The organism is Tepidiforma sp., assembly GCF_034433535.1.
Classification (GTDB): domain Bacteria; phylum Chloroflexota; class Dehalococcoidia; order Tepidiformales; family Tepidiformaceae; genus Tepidiforma.
The window spans coordinates 1-15,775 of record NZ_DAOUAO010000177.1 but is presented as its reverse complement, the minus strand read 5'-3'; the positions used below and the strand labels follow the sequence as shown (position 1 = coordinate 15,775).

Sequence of the window (15,775 nt, the reverse complement as noted above, 5' to 3'; positions counted from 1 at the left end):
TGCCGCTCCCGCCCGCCTCCGCCTGCTCCCCCGCGACCCGGGCCTGGTCGTCTTCCTCCTGCTCAACGCGCTCGGCCTGTTCGCCTACCTTCACCCCTTCGTCTCCCCCGACCGCCTCGACCCGGCCTCGCCCTGGTTCGCCCACAACACCGATGCCCCCGTCGTCTTCGCCGGCATCGCCGCGCTCTGCCTGGTCCTCGTCGTCGCCGATCTCTCCGGCGGCGGCCTCTCCAGCAAGTCCCTCGCCGTCCTGGGCGTGCTCTCCGCCCTCGCGGCTGTCCTGCGCACCATCACGCTGCCCGCCGGAGCCAACCTCTACTTCTTCCTCGTCATCCTGGGCGGCTTCGCCTTCGGCTACCGGCTCGGGTTCCTGCTCGGGGCGCTCTCGTTCTTCCTCAGCGCCATCGTCACCGGCGGGTTCGGGCCGTGGCTCCCCTTCCAGATGTTCGCCTCGGCCTGGATGGGCGCTTCGGCCGGCGCCCTCGGCGCGTTCGCCCGCCGCACGGGCAGCGGCCCCCGGATGCAGCTCGCGCTCGTCATTGCGTTCGGCGCCGCCTGGGGGCTGCTCTATGGTGCGATCACCAACCTCTGGGCCTGGCCGTGGCTCGTCGCCGGCCCCGATATCTCCTACGACCCTGCCGCCGGCCCCCTCGAAACCCTCCGCCGCTACTGGAACTACTACCTCCTCACCAGCCTCGGCTGGGACCTCCTCCGCACGGTCTGCAACGCCGTCGTCCTCGCCGCCGTCGGCGGACCAATCCTCCGCGCGCTCATCCGCTTCCGCGACCGCTTCACCTTCCTGACCGAACCGCTGGCCGTCACGGCCGACCCGAACAGCCCACGGGCGTAACGTTCACCGTGGTCTCGTTCCCGGCGCCATCGGTCGCCGTCAGCCGGAAGCCGCTCCCGCCATAGCCGCCCGCAGGTGTCGAACCCGACCAGTTCCCGCCCGGGAGCGGCGAAAGCACCACTGTCACCGTCCCGCCGCCGTCCTGTTCGAACTGCCCCACCACGCTCACCACGCCGACATCGTCCAGGACGGTCGCCGTAAACGTCGTCGAACCCGTCACCGCCGAGCACGATGCGCCCGCAGCCACGAACTGCGGCGGCGAACCGCCCCGGCGACCGGTCACCGCCACCGTCGCCGTGTTGGCCGGCCCCGTCACCGTCACCGTCGCCGGGTAGTCCCCTTCGCCCGCCGGCAGCACGCTGCCATCGACCCGGAAGGTCACCGATGCCTGGCCGCCCGCCGGCACCGTGAGCGCGACCGGGCCGCCCACCAGCCAGGCTGCACCCCAGGCCAGGCTGACCTCCGCCGCACAGCCGCCCGCGTTCGCAACCGTGAACAGCCCCTGCTGGCCGGCTCCAACCACCAATCCCGCGGGCGAGACGCTTACCGCTGCCGCGCAGGGCGTCGGCGAACCCACCGGGGTCGCGGTCGCCGTCGGCGAGGAAGTCGGCGAAGGCGTCGGCGTGGCCGTGCCCGCTCCCGGCGTGGGCGTCGAACCCGCGGGGGTCGGCGTCCCGCCGCCGCCCGGCCCGCCGCCCGTCGCAGCGCCCGTTGGCGAGCCAGTCGGCGAAGCCCCCGGCGAGGCGCTCGCCGTCGGCGAACCTGCCGCGGTTGCAGTCGCCGTCCCGCCCGGCCCCGGCGAGGGCGTCAGCACGATCACCCCCGGCGCGGTCGGGTCGGGCGGCTCCCCGGGCGACCCGAGCCGCAGCCCATCCCCGCCATCGCCGCGCAGCAGCGACACCGGGCTGAACGGCAGGAAGAGCAGACCCGCCAGTACCGCCGCCGCTGCCCCCAGCCCCATCCCCCACCGCCACATCCCCGCTCCCGGCTCCCCGCCCCCGGTCCCCTGGGCAGGGGCGCGGGGCTCCCTGCTCCCGGCTCCCTGCTCCCGGCTCCCTGCACCCGCCTCCAGCCTCCCCAGCACCTGCTCGCGCAGCGGCAGCGGGGCGCCCACCGGCGCCAGCCCGGCGAACACCGCCAGCGGGGCCAGCCGCCGCCGGCGCTCGCCGCAGGCATCGCAGCGCGAAGTGTGCCGGTCCACCGCCTTGCGCAGCTCCGGCGTCATCCCGGGTGCTGCTGCCTCCGCCACCAGCGCCGCCAGCTCCGGGCAGCGGTCGCGCGCCTCACGCACCAGCACGAACGCCGAGATCGCCGCTTCCACCGCTGCCTTCAGCCGGTGCAGCAGCACATACGCGTTGTTCCGCGTGATCCCCAGCACCTCCGCGATCTCCGCCCCGTCCAGGCCCTGCCGGAGGTGGAGGTCCAGGATCGAAAGCTGGCGCGGGTCGAGCCCGGCGGCCGCCTCCCACACCAGCGCCGCCGCCGCCCGCGCCTCGGCAGCCTCCTGCGGGTCCGCGAACCGCGAGGGGTCGACCACATCCAGCGGTTCCTCCTCGCCGTCCTCCCCCCGCACCGCCAGCGGCCGCAGCCGTCGCGCCCGCTCCAGCCGGTTCAGCGCCGAATTCCGCGCAATCGTGAACAGCCACGCCTTGAAGCTCGTGCCCTGCTTCAGCCCCTCGATGCCGTTCATCGCCTTCAGGAACGTTTCCTGCGCCAGGTCGGCTGCCTCGTCCCGGTCCCGCACCAGCCGCACCAAGAAGTCGTACACCGCGTCGAAATACGCCGCGTACAGCCGCGCGAACGCCTCCCGGTCCCCCGAGCGGGCCTCCGCCACCAGCGCCTCGTCACGCTCCAGCGTCATACCTCCCCCGGGTGCTCCCCGCAAAGCCGCCGGCGGTCCCGCCGGCTGCCCCGGGCACAGGTTCGACCGCCACCCCGCCGAAATCTTACACCGCCGGCTCAGTCGCCCCGGCTCGCCCGCGCTCCCGCCACCACCCCTCGATGAACCCCGCCCCGTAGGCGACGTGCATGGTCGCCATCGCCGCGAAGGTCAGCAGCGGGTTCGCCCCCTGCCGGGCCGCCGCCCGCGCGGCCATCACCATCCCCAGCCCGAGGTAGAGTGCGGCCAGCAGCCAGAGCAGCACCCGCGCCGCCTTCACCACCCGCCCGGCCAGCCAGAGCGACGGCCCGCCCAGCACCATCGCCGCCGGCGCGAAATGCCGCGGCCGCAGCGGCCGCCCCCGGGCGAAGAGCGTCCCCTTGGCGGCCCCATATTCCCGGTATTGCCGCGCCAGCGCCCCCAGCGTTCGCCGCGGGTAGTAGGTCGAACGGATCGACGGGTCCAGCCAGATGCGCCCCCCCGCCTCGATCAGGCGGGCGTTGTAGCTATCCTCATCCGCCCCGTCCACCGTCTCATCGAACTCCCCCACCACCTCCCACACCCGCCGGTGGTAGCACCCGAACGGCACCGTATCGACCCAGCCCGCATCCTCCGCGTAGCGGAACTTCGCATTCCCCACGCCGAATGGCGACGACATCGCCGCCGCGATCGCCTTCCCCACCGTCCCTTCCCCCACCGTCGCGATCGGCCCGCCCACGCAGGCGGCACCCGTCCGCCGCAGCGCCTCCACCGAACAGCGCACGAAGTCCGGCCGCACCTTGCTGTGTGCCCCGATGATGATCCAGCAATCCCCGCGGGCCGCCTTCATCCCCTCGTTCAGCCCCGCGACCGTGATCCGCCGCGGGTTATCCACCAGTTCCAGCCGCGCGAACGGCGAAGGATAGCCCCGCACCAGCTCGCGCGTCCGGTCCGTGCTGCCCCCATCGGCCACCAGCACCTCGATCCCGTCCGCCCCGTAATCCTGCGCCGCCAGCGAATCCAGCAGCGCCGTAATGTACCGCTCCTCGTTCAGGCACGGGATGACGATCGAAACCAGCGGCCGCTCCGGCAGCGTAAGCGGCGCTGCATCCAGCCGGTCGGGGGCGGCGGTCGTCATGGCTCCACGCTAGCACGGCCGCCCTGCCGGTCAACCCGCGCCCGGTGCCGCGCCTCGACCCGCTCCGCCACCTTTCGCGCATCGTGATACGCCTCCACCCACGCCCGCCCCGCCGCACCCACGCCCGCCCCGCCGCACCCACGCGCGCCGCCTCGGCCGGGTCGTCCAGCAGCCGCTCCACCGCCGCCACGATCTCGGCCGGCGTCGCCGCGTGCACCACCGGCGCTTCGCCCCCATACGCCTCCGCGAACCTGAACGAAGCGACCACCGGCCGCCCGCAGGCCATCCCCTCCAGCTCCACCATCCCGATCGCCCCCTCGTGGACCTGCCCGATCAGCACCCGATGGCGCGCCATCAACGCCGGCAGGCGCTCCCGCGGCTGGTGCAGGAGCAGCACCACCGTCGGCAGCGCCTGGAACTCAGGCGTCAGTTCGCCCCCGGCAATGGCCGTCACCCGCAGCCCCGGCCGCCGGCGCGAAAGCTCGCGCACCGCCTCCAGGATGCGGCCCGCACCCTTGTTGTGCGCCAGCGCGCAGACCACGAACACGTCGCGCGCATCGGCCGGCAGCGGCGCCGGCGCGAAGGTCTCGATGTCCACCGGGTTCGGCAGGAACTCCGCGTCCGGGCGCACCGACCGGCACCAGCGCCCCAGGTCCGGCGTCGAGTAGTACACATGCTTCGCCCGCCGGATCGCCAGCCGAATCAGCCCCCGCCAGGGCCGCCGCGCAAGGTCGCGCACGTCGTCGCCGTGGCAGTGGAGCACATACGGCACCCCTGCCAGCACCCCGACCAGCCCCAGGTAGGCGTAGTGGATGTGCACTGCATCGAACCGGCCCGCCCGCAGCCGTCGCGCCAGCCGCAGCCAGTCGAGCAGCCGCAGCGGCGCCGCCGCCAGCTTCAGCAGCGGCGGCAGCTTCGCGCCGTACAGCCGGGGCTGCAACAGCTCCACCTCGTGGCCCCGTGCCCGCAGGCCCGCCGCCAGCTCCGAGGCGACCGAGGCAACGTCGTTGACCTGTGCGAAGCGCATCACGCCGTCGGCGCCGCGGGCACCGGTTCGCCCCGGGCGACCGCGAGCGCCACCTCCTCCACCCGCCGAACGATGCGATCCAGGCCGTGGTGCCGTTCCACCCACGCCCGTCCCTCCGCGCCCAGCAGGTCGCGCAGCGCCGGGTCATCCGCCAGCCGGCCCACCAGCCGCGCGATGTCCTCGCCGTCGACCGCCGAGAGGAACGGCGGCGGCTCCGCGTAGGCCCGCCCCTCGTTGAACCACGTCACCACCGGCCGCCCGCAGGCCATCGACTCGAGCTCGGCCATGCCGGCCGAGCCGAGCCGCGCCTGCCCGATCACGATCCCGTGCTCGTTGATGATCTGCGGCAGCCGCTCGCGCGGGTGCCGGGCATAGAGCGTGACGTTGGGCAGCCGCCGGAACACCGCCGTGTATTCGCCCCCGCCGAACGCGCTGATGCGCAGGTTCGGGTGGGTCCGCGCCAGCACCTCGCAGGCCCGGAGGATGCGCCCCGCCCCCTTCACCTCGGTCAGGGCGCAGCACACCCACGCTGCCTCGTGCGCCGAGGCCGGGCTCGCCGGCGCGAACGCCCCGGTGTCGATCGGGTTCGGCAAAAACTCTGCATCCGGCCGCAGCGGCAGCAGCCAGCCGGCAAGGTCCGGCGTCGAATAGAACACGTGCCGCGCCTGCCGGATCGCGTTGGCGATCAGCGGCCGCGTGAAGGCGGTGCTCCCGCGCAGGTCCGTGCCGTGGCAGTGCAGGATGTACGGGAATCCGCCCAGCGCCCCGATGTTCCCCAGGTAGGCGTAGTGGATGTGCACGACGTCGTACCGCCCGGCCCGGATGCGCCGGATGAGGTCCAGCCAGTCCAGCGCCCGGATGGGGCCCGTGATCGGCTTGATGTTCGGGTGCAGCCGTGCCCCCACCAGGCGCGGGTTGAACATATCCACCGTGTGGCCGCGTTCGCGCAGCCCCTGTCCGATCTCCGTCGCCACGAAGGCGATGTCATTGATCTCCGCGATGCGCATCCGCGTCACGCTCCGCTGCTGCGGCGCGCCTGGCTCAGCCACTCGACCGTGTAGATGGCAATCAGCCCGAACACCACCGTCACCGCCAGCGCGACCGCCACCCGCCCGACCAGCGACCCCGTCAGCCCGCCCGAGAAGCTGTACGAGGTCTCGACCCGGCTCACCGCGCTCCCGACCGCGATCTGCGCGTTCCCCAGGTACACGAACGCCGAATCCCGCACCTGCCGCAGCCCGCGCACCTCGTTCAGCAGCGCCTGCGTCTCGCTATCGAGCACCTGCTCCGCCAGCGCCGGGCTCGACGCGTCGAACGCCCGGATGGCGCTCTCCAGCGCCGCCACCTGCGCGGTCAGCACCGCCGACGCATCGCCGGCCGCGACCGGCTGCCCCACGACCGCCGAGGCGATCGCCGCCGCCGCGGCCGCACTCGCTCCGTTGAGCGCCTCCAGTGCGCCGCGCGCCTCGGCCAGCTGCCGCTCCAGCGCCAGCCGCTCGCCCGTTGCCAGCACCGCCGGGTTCGTGTCCCCGCGTGTCTCGATGAGCAGCTCGAGGTCCAGCCCCTTGCCCTGCACCGCCTGCGCCAGCCGCGCATACGCCGCCTGGTATGCTGCTTCCGCCTGCCGGGCGACCTCGCGCCGGCGCTCGACGAAGCGCGTGCGGAACAGCCCATCGGGCTGCGTGTACTCCCGTTCAAACACCTGCACGAAGGCGGCCCGGTAGCGCTCCGCCTCCGCCTTGCTTGGGTCAGCGATCGAAACCGTCAGCGTCCCGCGAGAGATCCCGTCCCCCACCGAGATCGGGAACAGGCTCACGCTGAAGCGCGCGTAGTCGAAGTCCGGGTCCCCGATCGCCTCCAGCACCTTCTGCTTGAACGCCGGGTCGGAAGTCATCGCCTGTGCCTCGAAAATCCGCAGCCCCCGGTCCCCGCCGATCACGAGGTCGTGCACCGTCGTATCGAGCGTCATCGTCGCCACCGCCGTCGCTTCGCCCGAAATCGCCCCGATGAACACCGCCGCCAGCACGCCCAGCACCGCGAACGGGACGAACAGCCACCCCCGCCGCCGAATCACCTCCAGGTCGCGCTGCAGTCCGCTGGTTTCGCCGGGCATCGCGGGGTATGGTAGGTTCGCCCCCCCGGGGGGTCAATGTGACGCCCTTCACGAGGTAGCCGTGCCCGCCCCCGACCTCGCCCTCGTGGTCCTTGTCCAGGCCGCCTTCCTCGTCGCCGTCGTCATCCTGAACGAGCCCCGCCTCCTCATCCCCGCCGTCGTCATCGGCCTCCCCTTCGAGTACCTCCAGACCCAGGCCGTCTCCACCTTCGGCGAAAGCGGCATCGGCGGCGCCATCCGCGTCATGCTCAACCCCGGCAAGGCCGCCATGGCCGCCACCGTCGTTATCGCCGCCTGGCAATGCCGCCGCGAACCGCTCCGCCTCCTGCCACGCAGCTCTGTCCTCCTGCCCGTGCTCCTCATCGGCTTCATCTCGGTGGTCGGCCTCGCCTGGTCCGACCTCCAGCGCCCCAACAACGCAGTCCTCATCCTCCCGCTCTACATCGCCTTCGTCTTCGCCGCCCCCGTCCTCATCCGCGACCGCCGCGACCTCGAGCGCATCATCGCCGCCTTCTTCATCGCCGCCATCGCCCTCTCGATTTTGGCCGTCGCCCAGCGCCTCCTCGGCGTCTTCCAGTGGCGGGCCGTCCTCATCCAGTCTGATGACTACAGCTACCGCTCCAACGCCACCTTCGCCGACCCCAACAACCTTGCCCGCTTCCTCGCCATCACCATGGCCCTCGCCGCCGGCACCATCCTCGCCCTCGGTCCGCGGCGGCTGACGGTCTACCTGGCCATCCCGGCACTCGCCATCTCTGCCCCCGCGCTCATCGCCACCGCCTCCCGCTCTGGCTGGCTCGGCATGCTCCTCGCCTGCTTCCTGGTGGTCATCCTCGCGCCCGTGCCGCGTTACACGAAGGCGCGCCTCACCATCGCCGCATTCGGCACCCTCGGCGCCCTCCTCGGGCTCCTGCTGATCCAGGGCGGCGCCGACGCCGAGCGCGTCCGGTCGCTCTCCAGCGGCCTCGAAGTCCTCGGCCAGCGCCAGTTCCTCATCCACGGCGGCTGGGAGATGTTTATCGATCACCCCCTCACCGGCGTTGGCACCGGCAGCTTCCAGAACGCGCTCCTGCTCGTCTACAGCTACGTCCTGCCCTGGTGGGCCAAGACCTCCCTCTCCCACACCTCCATCATCAGCATCCTCGCCGAGTGGGGGCTGCTGGGCCTCGCCGCCTTCAGCTTCTTCGCGCTCCGCATCGGCGCCGCCTGCGCGGGGGTCTACCGCCGCGCCCGGGGCCCCTTCGCCCGCGTCTTCGCCGCCTGGCTCATCGCTGCCCTCGTCGAAATCATCTTCCAGTCCCAGTCCGAAGGCCGCCTCTTCGAAGAGCCGTACCTCTGGCTCCTCCTCGCCATCATCGCAGCCCTCGAATCCCACTCCCAGCTCTCCACCTCCAACCTCCCACCTCCAACCTCCAACCTCCAGTAGCATGAGCGCATGATCACCGTCCTCGCCGGCGGCGTCGGCGCCGCTCGCTTCCTCGAAGGCCTCGCCGCCGTCGTCCCCGGGCGCGAGATCACCATCATCTCCAACACCGGCGACGACCTCGAGCTCGCCGGCCTCCACGTCTCCCCCGATACCGATATCGTCATCTACACCCTCGCCGGCGCCATCAACCCCGAAACCGGCTGGGGCCTCGCCGGCGATACCTTCAACGTCATCGACCAGCTCCAGCGCTTCGGCTACGAACGCTGGTTCAACCTCGGCGACCGCGACCTCGCCATGGCCATCCACCGCACCGCCCGCCTCCGCCAGGGCTGGCCCATGCACCGCATCGTCGAAGAGCTCACCCGCGCCTGGGGCCTCGAACTCCGCATCCTGCCCATGTCCGATGACCCGGTCCGCACGGTCATCGAAACGCCGGGCGGCACCCTCGCCTTCCAGGAGTACATGGTCCGCCTCCGCACCGAGCCCGAGGTCGCGGCCATCCGCTTCGCCGGCATCGAATCGGCCCGGCCCGCGCCCGGCGTCCTCGAGGCCCTGCGCAGCGCCAGCGCCGTCATCCTCGCGCCGAGCAACCCCTTCGTCTCCATCGGCCCCATCCTCGCCGTCCCCGGAATCCGCCAGGCCCTCGCCGAAACGACCGCGCCCCGCGCCGCCATCAGCCCCATCATCGCCGGGCAGGTCGTCAAAGGGCCCGCCGCCCGCATGCTCGAACAGCTTGGTCACGAGGTCTCCGCCGTCGGCGTCGCCCGCCTCTACCAGGGCCTCATCGACCTCTTCGTCCTCGATGAAGCCGATGCCGACCTCGCACCCGCCGTCGAAGCCCTCGGCATGCGCGCCCTCGTCCTCCCGACCCTCATGTCTACCCCCGAGCGCAAGCGCGCCCTCGCCGCAGCCATCCTCGCCGCCCTGGAGCGCACGCCATGACCCTGCCCGTGCTCATCCCCGTCAACCGCCTCGACCGCGCCAAGGGCCGCCTCGCGCCCCTCCTCAACGAGGCCGAAAGGGTCGAGCTCACCCTGATCACGGCACGCACCGTCGCCCACGCCGCCGGTCCCGGCGCGATCGTGCTCACCGCCGACGAGCGCGTCGCCGAGCTCCTCGGCGGCGTTTGCCGCGTCCTCCCCGAGGCGCCCGGCCTCGCCGGGCTCAACGCCCAGCTCGAACACGCAATCCAGTCCCTCGCCGCCGACGGCACCGTCACCGATCGCCTCCTCATCCTCCACGCCGACCTCCCACTCGTCCGCAGCTGGACCATCGCCGACCTCGCCGCTGAAGACCCGGGCCCCGGCAGCATCGTCATCGTCCGCAGCCCCGATGGCGGCACCAACGCGCTCCTGCTCCACCCGCCGGGCCGCTTCCCCCTCGCGTACGGCCCCGGCAGCTGCGACCGCCACATCGCCGCCGCCCGCGCGGCCGGCCTGCGCGTGGTCGAATCGCCCAACCGCGAACTCCAGCTCGACCTCGACACCCCCGCCGATGTCGCCGCCCTTCTCGCCACCGCCCGCGGCCAGCAGACCGCCGCCGGCCATTACCTCCTCGCCATCCACGCCGACCGCCGTCTCGCCGCTGCCTCTGCCTGATGCGCCGCCTGCCGCTGTTCGCCGCTGCCGCTTTCCTCGCCCTGCTCGCCGCCGGCTGCGGCAGCGAGCGCCAGTCCGCCCCGCCCCGGCCAACCCCCACCACCACCCTCGCCGGCGCCCCGCCTGCCGGCGAGCGCACCGTCACCGACATGGCCGGCCGCCAGGTCGCGCTCCCCGGGCGGGTCGAGCGGGTGGTGGTCCTCAGCCCATCCGCCGCCGACTACGCCGCCGCCTTCGGCCTCGAGGTTATCGGCCGCCCGTCCGACGTGCCCGTGCCCGAATCCGCCCGCACGGTCGGCTCCTCCCTCGCCCCCGACTTCCCCGCCATCGCCGCCCTCCAGCCCGACCTCGTCCTCGCCGACGCCCTCACCCAGGGCGCCCGCATCCCCGATTTCGACCGCTTCACCCTCCCGGTCTACCTCATCGCCGCCGCCGATTACCGCGCCATCCTCGAGGCCATCGACCGCCTCGGCGAGGCCCTCGACCGCACCGGCCGCGCCGCCGAGCTGCGCGCCGAGATCGAATCGCGCGTCACCGCGGCCGCCCTCGCTGCCCGCCAGGCGCGCGACCGCCTCGGGCCGCGCCGCGTCCTCGTCCTCACCGGCGAAGGCCGCGACGTCTTCGCTGCCGGCGCGGAGAGCTACATCGGCAACCTCGTCAGCATCCTCGCGGCGGACAACGCCGCCGCCTCGCCCCCCGAGGGCGGTCCCCTCCGCGGCTTCGGCGTTATCGACCCCGGCGCCGCCGCCGCCCTCCAGCCCGATGTCGTGCTCATCCTTCCCGCCGGGCAGGGCACCCTCGAAGCGCAGCTCCGCGCCGACCCCGCCTGGGCCGCCACCCCCGCGCTCCGCAGCGGCCGCATCGCCACCCTCGACCGCACCCTCTTCCTCCGCGCCCCCGGGCCGCGCATCGCCGAGGCCGTCGAAACGCTCCAGCGCATCATCTGGCAGTAGCCCGGGCGCCCCGGCCCGGCAGGAGTGCTCGCACGGGGCCCCGCGCGCCTACTTGGCGCCCTGCGCCTCCAGCAGCAGCGGGTGCGGCCGCTCCTCCAGCGTGTCCAGCACCGTGTAGGCCTCCAGGTCCTGGATCGCCGAGAGCGCGCGGTGCAGCATCGCCTTCGCCAGCGCGACCCCGCGCTCGTTCGCCAGGTCGATCGACCCGCAGGCCACCACCGGGTAGGTCAGGCACCACATCACCGTCGTGCGGTAGTCCTCCCAGCACTCCTCCCACGTGTAGCCCTGCACCCCGGCCTCGCGCAGCGCCTCCCAGTAGGCCCGCACCACGTCCCGCTCGTGCGCCTTGCGTACCGCCGGGTCCACCGACTGGCTCATGAAGTAGCCGATGTCGTACGGGCCGCGCGCCCTGACCGCGATCTGCCAGTCCACCAGCGTCAGCGGCGCCGAGCCATCCGGGCTGCCCCAGAAGACATTGTCCAGCCGCAGGTCGCCGTGGCAGAGCGTCTCCGGCCGCTGCGAAAAGCGGTCCTGCATCGGGTTCATCCGGTGCATGTAGCGCAGCACCAGCTCCCGTTCGAACGCCGAAAGCTCATCGCCGAATTTCTCGAAGAACGGCTGGACGGCCTGCGCGAAGGCGACCGCCGCCAGCAGGTTCACCGGGTCGTTCCCGCGGGGGATCCACGAAAGCTCCGCGAGCTCCGGCGCGTCCCACCAGCGGGCGTGCAGCGTCGCCACTTCCCGCACCAGCGCCAGGCACTCCTGCAGCGAGGCCCCAGCCACCTGGTCGCCCATCTGCAGCCCGCCCAGGTCCTCCATCAGGATGATGTAGCGCACCGTCTCCGCATCGCCGTCGGCGTAGTAGGCCCGCGCCGTGCGCACGCCGATGCGGTCGGCGAGCTCGTCATAAATCCGGCGCTCCTTCTCGTAGAAGCCGAGCATCTGCGCCACGCCGCGGCCGCCTTCGTCGGCCGTGGGGATCTTCGCGATCAGCGTCGCCGGCGCGCCCGGCTCCTCCCGGTCGTACCGCAGCGTCACCCGCGCCAGCTCGCCGAGGATGCCCACGCCCTGCCCGATCTGCACCCGCGGCGCCTCCACCACCCGCGCCTCCCGCAGCACCCCGCGCGAACGGAGCGCCGCCGTCAGCCACTCCGGCGTCACCTCATCCATCGTTGCAGGAATGTTCAGGCTGGTCATTCAGCAAAATCCCCCCGGGAACAGCAATGGCGAGGAATCTACCATCCCTCGCCGTCCCGGGCGAATCCGCCGCCCGCCGGCTGCCGAACCGCTTACACCTGGGGTGGCGGCGCCTTAGCCGGGTCCCGCAGCTCCACCCAGAGCAGCGCCACCATCGCCGAGACCACCGTCAGCGCCAGCGAAATCCCGCCCAGGATCGCCACCACCCGCCGCGTGTCGCGGCTCACCTCATCGATGTCCCCAAGGAACACCGAGATGGTGAAGATCGCCGTCAGCAGCAGGAAGCCGCCCGGCACCGCCAGCGCCTCCCACTTGCCCCGGTACATCAGGTGCCCGAAAGCCAGCCCGGCGATGGCGAAGAACGGGATGAACGAAACGAGCCACTCACGGTGGTTATCCCACGAATCCCGCAGCTCGAACATCGCCACCGTGCCCAGCAGCGAGAACACGAGCCCCATGCCGATGCCCCAGAACCGCCCCGTCAGCTCGCGCCAGTCCACCGCCGGCCGCTTCGGCCGCGTCGCGCGGTCGTGGATGAACTCGGACTTCTTCGGTTCGTACGGGGCAGGGAGCGAAAATTCGGCCATAGTGCGCCGATTCTCCCGCGCCCGCGGCCTCAGCCGCAACCGTCCGCCCCGTCAGACCCGCCCCGCGGCCCCCTGCGCGGCCACCTGCTCCGCCAGCCGCGCCGCCCAGCGCATGTCCCGCCCGTTCGGCCGCCGTTCGAGCCGCTCCTCCAGCAGCCGCCGCGCCTGCTCCAGCCGGCCCGCCCGCGCGCAGGACGCGATCAGCGTGTCCTCGAACAGCTCCCGCTGGGCGTGGCTCCCGCCCAGCCGCACCACCTCGGGCATCGCCATCGCGAAGAGGTTCGCCGCAAGGTCCCACTCCCCGTGCGCGTAGGCGAGGAAGCCCTCGGCCAGCGTCACCAGCACCGGCCCCGCGTACCCCTTGCCGCCCGCCGCCCGGTCGCGCAGCCCGCCGATGAGCGCGATCAGCCGCCGCTCATCGGCCACCGCGCACCAGGCCGCCATGCAGTGCGCATCCGCCCAGGTGGTCCCCGGCCGTGGGAAGGCCGCCGCCGCGAACTCCGCCACCTCCTCCCACGGCAGCTCCGAAGCCGGCCGTTCCGTCAGCGTCAGCCGCCAGAGCAGCGAGGCCGCATCGGCCAGCGTCCCCAGCGCCGGGGAGGTCGCCTGCCCCGGCCGGATGACCCGCTCGTACCGCTCCAGCACCGCCTCCACCTTGCCTTCCGCCAGTTCGAACAGCGCGAGGTGCCAGTGGTTGTGCACGTACAGCTGGTGGGCCGGCTGGTAGTCCGCCAGCCACGAGCGCAGGAATGCTCCCCCGCCCGCGGCATCGCCGGTTTCGTACGCGATGTGCGCCACCGTGTGCGCCGCATGGCCGTTGCGCGGGTTGCCCGCCAGCGACCGCTCCACCGCCGCCTGGGCCTCCTCATGGCGGAACAGCTCGTTGTAGGCGAAGGCCAGCTGCGAAAGGAACCACCAGTCATCGCCGTAGGCCGGGGCCAGTGGCTCCAGCAGCGCCAGCTGCTCCTCGTTCCGCTCCAGCCGCCCGCTGAACCCGATCAGCCCGTAAACCCCGGTCGCCTGCGAGAGCACGAAGGCATCGCGCGGGAACTCGGCCAGGTGCTCGCGCACCCGCGCCAGCGCACCCTGCGGGTCGCCGGCCACCGCCGTCGCGATGCAGGCCACGTGCTGCCGCTCCCGCCGCGAGGCCCCCGGCGCTGCCAGCTGCGCCCGCTCGGCCGCCTCGCGCGCCTCGGCGAATCGCCCCCGGAACTGCAGCAGCCGGGCCTCCGCGATGTGCGCCAGCGCGAACCCGGGGTCCTCTTCGCGGGCTGCCCGGAAGCAGGCTTCTGCCTCCGCCTCCGCCGCCAGCGCGTGGTCCAGCCCCCGCGCGTACAGCGCTGCCGCCCGCTCCGAGGCGGTCGAAAGCGCCAGCCCGTACCGGTCGGTGAACGGCATTGCACCCTCCTGCGGCGAGTTCCCGGATTCTACGCTATCCGCCCGCGCCTCACTCGTCCCCCGGCGGCAGCCGGAAGAGCGCCCAGGCCCCGTTGTGGTCGCTCGCGTAGAGCGGCGTCCCATCCTTGCGCTGCCCCGGCCGGTAGGCCAGCGGCCCGGCCACCGCCGCCTTCCACCCCGCCGAGAGCAGGAACGAGGTCCGCTCCGTCGGCTCCGGCTGTTCCCCGACGACCCCCGGCCGGCAGCAGGTCGGCGGGTTGGTTACCGCCAGCGGGTCATCCAGCCCCAGCTCCATCAGGGCCGCGTAGGCCGCGCTCCCCGGCCCATCGCCGAGGTCCCCCATCACCACCGCCGGGCCATCCCCCCGGTGCTCACGGACGAACGCCGCGAACGATTCCGCCTGCGCCGCCCGCACCCGCTCGCCGCCGCCCGTCAGGTGCGTCACGAAGATATCCACCGTCCCCACCGAAGGCGGCCCCTTCAGCTGCACATGCAGCGCTGCCCGCGCCTCGGTCTCGCTCGTCCGGGGGTTCAGCCAGCCCTGGTTCGCCACCAGCACCACCCACACATCGCTCCGCACCAGCACCAGCTCCCCCTCGGCAAAACCGATCTGCTTCGCCAGCTCGCGGTTCTGGGCCTCCGTCTGCCCCGCGAACCACGGGTTCGCCTGGACGAAGACCGGCTCCATCCTCAGCTCCGCCGCCAGCTTTGCCACCGCCGAGCCGTGCTGCGCCGTCCACGTCGCCTCGCTGAAGGCCACCACATCGGGCCGGAACGCGCGCAGCTCATCCACCACCAGCTGGAGCCGCTCCTCGAACGTCTCCGAGGCGGTCTGGTCGTTCGCGTCCGTCGCCACGGGGCTCATCAGGTTCAGGTAGGCCACCCGCAGCTCCCTCGGCTCCGGCGCGGGCGTCGGGGTCGGGTACACCGGCGTCGGGGTCGGCTCCGGCGTCTCCACCGGCCGCGCGAACGAATCCCGCGGCGTCCCGCCCGAGCAGGCCGCCAGCAGCCACGCCGCCGCGACGACGGACGCCGCCAGCAGCAGCCGCGCCCTCACCATTGACACCACCCGAACCCCGCTGGTTTAGTGAACACCATCGGCGAAGACGGAGACGCGGGCCGCCGCCCCGGCCGTCCAGCGAGCCCCGCACGGTGCGAGGGGGCACGGACCAGCGGCGCGCTCATCACTCCCGAGCCCCCGGCCGAACGGCGCACCCCGCGCCCAGTAGTCCCGGGCGGATGCCCACCGTTACCACGGGCAGGGGCACACCAGCGCCCCATGAGTGCCCGCCTCCCGGCGGGAACCAGGGTGGTACCGCGGGCCCGCGCGCCCGTCCCTGGATCGGGGGCCGGCACGACCATCCCGGCACTGGCCTCCATGCGCGCAGCCATCACACCTAAGGGTACGGCACCGCGCACCCCCGCGGCCCTTCCGCCGCTGCCCTTCCCACCCTGGAGGCCACGTGTTCCGCCCCGTCGACCCCAAAGCCAACTTCCCCGCCCTCGAAGAACAGGTCCTCGCCTTCTGGCGCGAACACCAGATCTTCCAGAAATCCGTCGACCAGCGCCCCGAGGACCGCACCTTCGTCTTCTACGAAGGCCCCCCCACCGCCAACGCCCTCCCCGGCAT

The 15,775-nt window shown here is 72.9% G+C and carries 13 protein-coding genes and 1 pseudogene; 5 read left to right on the top strand and 9 right to left on the bottom strand.

Annotated elements, in window-relative coordinates; genetic code table 11:
• Window positions 1-850 (top strand): ECF transporter S component (locus VAE46_RS09365; RefSeq protein ID WP_322796667.1); only part of this gene is annotated, 850 nt, incomplete at its 5' end.
• Here VAE46_RS09365 and VAE46_RS09360 read toward each other — a convergent pair.
• The 5 genes and pseudogenes from VAE46_RS09360 to VAE46_RS09340 all read right to left on the bottom strand — a co-directional run bounded on the left by VAE46_RS09360 (window position 819) and on the right by VAE46_RS09340 (window position 6,986).
• Window positions 819-2,711 carry an RNA polymerase sigma factor gene (locus VAE46_RS09360; protein ID WP_322796666.1) on the bottom strand — a complete coding sequence of 631 codons (1,893 nt, stop codon included), beginning with the start codon at window positions 2,709-2,711 and terminating at the stop codon, window positions 819-821. The genes VAE46_RS09365 and VAE46_RS09360 overlap by 32 nt on opposite strands.
• Window positions 2,712-2,796: 85 nt before the next feature.
• On the bottom strand, window positions 2,797-3,846 hold the full coding sequence (locus VAE46_RS09355; protein WP_322796665.1) for a glycosyltransferase family 2 protein: 1,050 nt from the start codon (window positions 3,844-3,846) through the stop codon (window positions 2,797-2,799).
• Window positions 3,847-3,961: 115 nt separating this feature from the next.
• Window positions 3,962-4,873 (bottom strand): annotated as a pseudogene (locus VAE46_RS09350) (glycosyltransferase family 4 protein); the annotation flags it as partial.
• Window positions 4,873-5,922 (bottom strand): glycosyltransferase family 4 protein, encoded by a 1,050-nt coding sequence (locus VAE46_RS09345; protein WP_322796664.1) that lies wholly within the window; start codon window positions 5,920-5,922, stop codon window positions 4,873-4,875. The pseudogene VAE46_RS09350 and the gene VAE46_RS09345, both read right to left, overlap by 1 nt.
• Window positions 5,886-6,986 (bottom strand): hypothetical protein, encoded by a 1,101-nt coding sequence (locus VAE46_RS09340; RefSeq protein ID WP_322796663.1) that lies wholly within the window; start codon window positions 6,984-6,986, stop codon window positions 5,886-5,888. The genes VAE46_RS09345 and VAE46_RS09340 overlap by 37 nt, the downstream gene beginning before the upstream one ends.
• Before the next feature lie 61 nt (window positions 6,987-7,047).
• Here VAE46_RS09340 and VAE46_RS09335 point away from each other — a divergent pair, with 61 nt between their 5' ends.
• Genes VAE46_RS09335 through VAE46_RS09320 form a run of 4 tightly spaced genes read left to right on the top strand, consistent with a single transcriptional unit; the run spans window position 7,048 to window position 10,963 of the window.
• The gene (locus VAE46_RS09335) at window positions 7,048-8,412 is read left to right on the top strand and encodes an O-antigen ligase family protein (RefSeq protein ID WP_322796662.1); all 1,365 of its coding nucleotides are present in this window, start codon (window positions 7,048-7,050) and stop codon (window positions 8,410-8,412) included.
• Between the two features lie 9 nt (window positions 8,413-8,421).
• The gene (gene cofD / locus VAE46_RS09330; RefSeq protein WP_322796661.1) at window positions 8,422-9,354 is read left to right on the top strand and encodes a 2-phospho-L-lactate transferase; all 933 of its coding nucleotides are present in this window, start codon (window positions 8,422-8,424) and stop codon (window positions 9,352-9,354) included.
• Window positions 9,351-10,010: a 2-phospho-L-lactate guanylyltransferase gene (gene cofC / locus VAE46_RS09325; RefSeq protein WP_322796660.1), complete on the top strand. Its 660-nt coding sequence runs from the start codon at window positions 9,351-9,353 to the stop codon at window positions 10,008-10,010. The genes cofD and cofC overlap by 4 nt, the downstream gene beginning before the upstream one ends.
• Window positions 10,010-10,963 carry an ABC transporter substrate-binding protein gene (locus tag VAE46_RS09320; RefSeq protein ID WP_322796659.1) on the top strand — a complete coding sequence of 318 codons (954 nt, stop codon included), beginning with the start codon at window positions 10,010-10,012 and terminating at the stop codon, window positions 10,961-10,963. The genes cofC and VAE46_RS09320 overlap by 1 nt, the downstream gene beginning before the upstream one ends.
• Before the next feature lie 48 nt (window positions 10,964-11,011).
• On the opposite strand, the gene VAE46_RS09315 is transcribed toward VAE46_RS09320, so the two are convergent.
• From VAE46_RS09315 to VAE46_RS09300, 4 genes are all read right to left on the bottom strand, one after another.
• Complete coding sequence (locus VAE46_RS09315; RefSeq protein ID WP_322796658.1) at window positions 11,012-12,160, bottom strand: phosphotransferase; 1,149 nt, start codon at window positions 12,158-12,160, stop codon at window positions 11,012-11,014.
• A 92-nt stretch (window positions 12,161-12,252) separates the two neighbouring features.
• Window positions 12,253-12,747, bottom strand: a complete 495-nt coding sequence (locus tag VAE46_RS09310) for a hypothetical protein (RefSeq protein ID WP_322796657.1) — start codon at window positions 12,745-12,747, stop codon at window positions 12,253-12,255.
• A 51-nt stretch (window positions 12,748-12,798) separates the two neighbouring features.
• Window positions 12,799-14,145, bottom strand: coding sequence for a hypothetical protein (locus VAE46_RS09305; RefSeq protein ID WP_322796656.1), 1,347 nt, complete (start codon window positions 14,143-14,145; stop codon window positions 12,799-12,801).
• A gap of 49 nt (window positions 14,146-14,194) precedes the next feature.
• Window positions 14,195-15,205 carry an endonuclease/exonuclease/phosphatase family protein gene (locus tag VAE46_RS09300; RefSeq protein ID WP_416223958.1) on the bottom strand — a complete coding sequence of 337 codons (1,011 nt, stop codon included), beginning with the start codon at window positions 15,203-15,205 and terminating at the stop codon, window positions 14,195-14,197.
• Window positions 15,206-15,775 lie beyond the last annotated feature (570 nt).

Excerpts from the sequence above, each read along its gene's own strand:
- cofD (WP_322796661.1), top strand. The coding sequence starts at position 8,422 with ATGATCACCGTCCTCGCCGGCGGCGTCGGCGCCGCTCGCTTCCTCGAA.
- VAE46_RS09300 (WP_416223958.1), bottom strand. The coding sequence starts at position 15,205 with ATGGTGAGGGCGCGGCTGCTGCTGGCGGCGTCCGTCGTCGCGGCGGCG.
- VAE46_RS09315 (WP_322796658.1), bottom strand. The coding sequence starts at position 12,160 with ATGACCAGCCTGAACATTCCTGCAACGATGGATGAGGTGACGCCGGAG.
- VAE46_RS09340 (WP_322796663.1), bottom strand. The coding sequence starts at position 6,986 with ATGCCCGGCGAAACCAGCGGACTGCAGCGCGACCTGGAGGTGATTCGG.
- VAE46_RS09310 (WP_322796657.1), bottom strand. The coding sequence starts at position 12,747 with ATGGCCGAATTTTCGCTCCCTGCCCCGTACGAACCGAAGAAGTCCGAG.
- VAE46_RS09355 (WP_322796665.1), bottom strand. The coding sequence starts at position 3,846 with ATGACGACCGCCGCCCCCGACCGGCTGGATGCAGCGCCGCTTACGCTG.
- VAE46_RS09305 (WP_322796656.1), bottom strand. The coding sequence starts at position 14,145 with ATGCCGTTCACCGACCGGTACGGGCTGGCGCTTTCGACCGCCTCGGAG.
- cofC (WP_322796660.1), top strand. The coding sequence starts at position 9,351 with ATGACCCTGCCCGTGCTCATCCCCGTCAACCGCCTCGACCGCGCCAAG.
- VAE46_RS09360 (WP_322796666.1), bottom strand. The coding sequence starts at position 2,711 with ATGACGCTGGAGCGTGACGAGGCGCTGGTGGCGGAGGCCCGCTCGGGG.
- VAE46_RS09320 (WP_322796659.1), top strand. The coding sequence starts at position 10,010 with ATGCGCCGCCTGCCGCTGTTCGCCGCTGCCGCTTTCCTCGCCCTGCTC.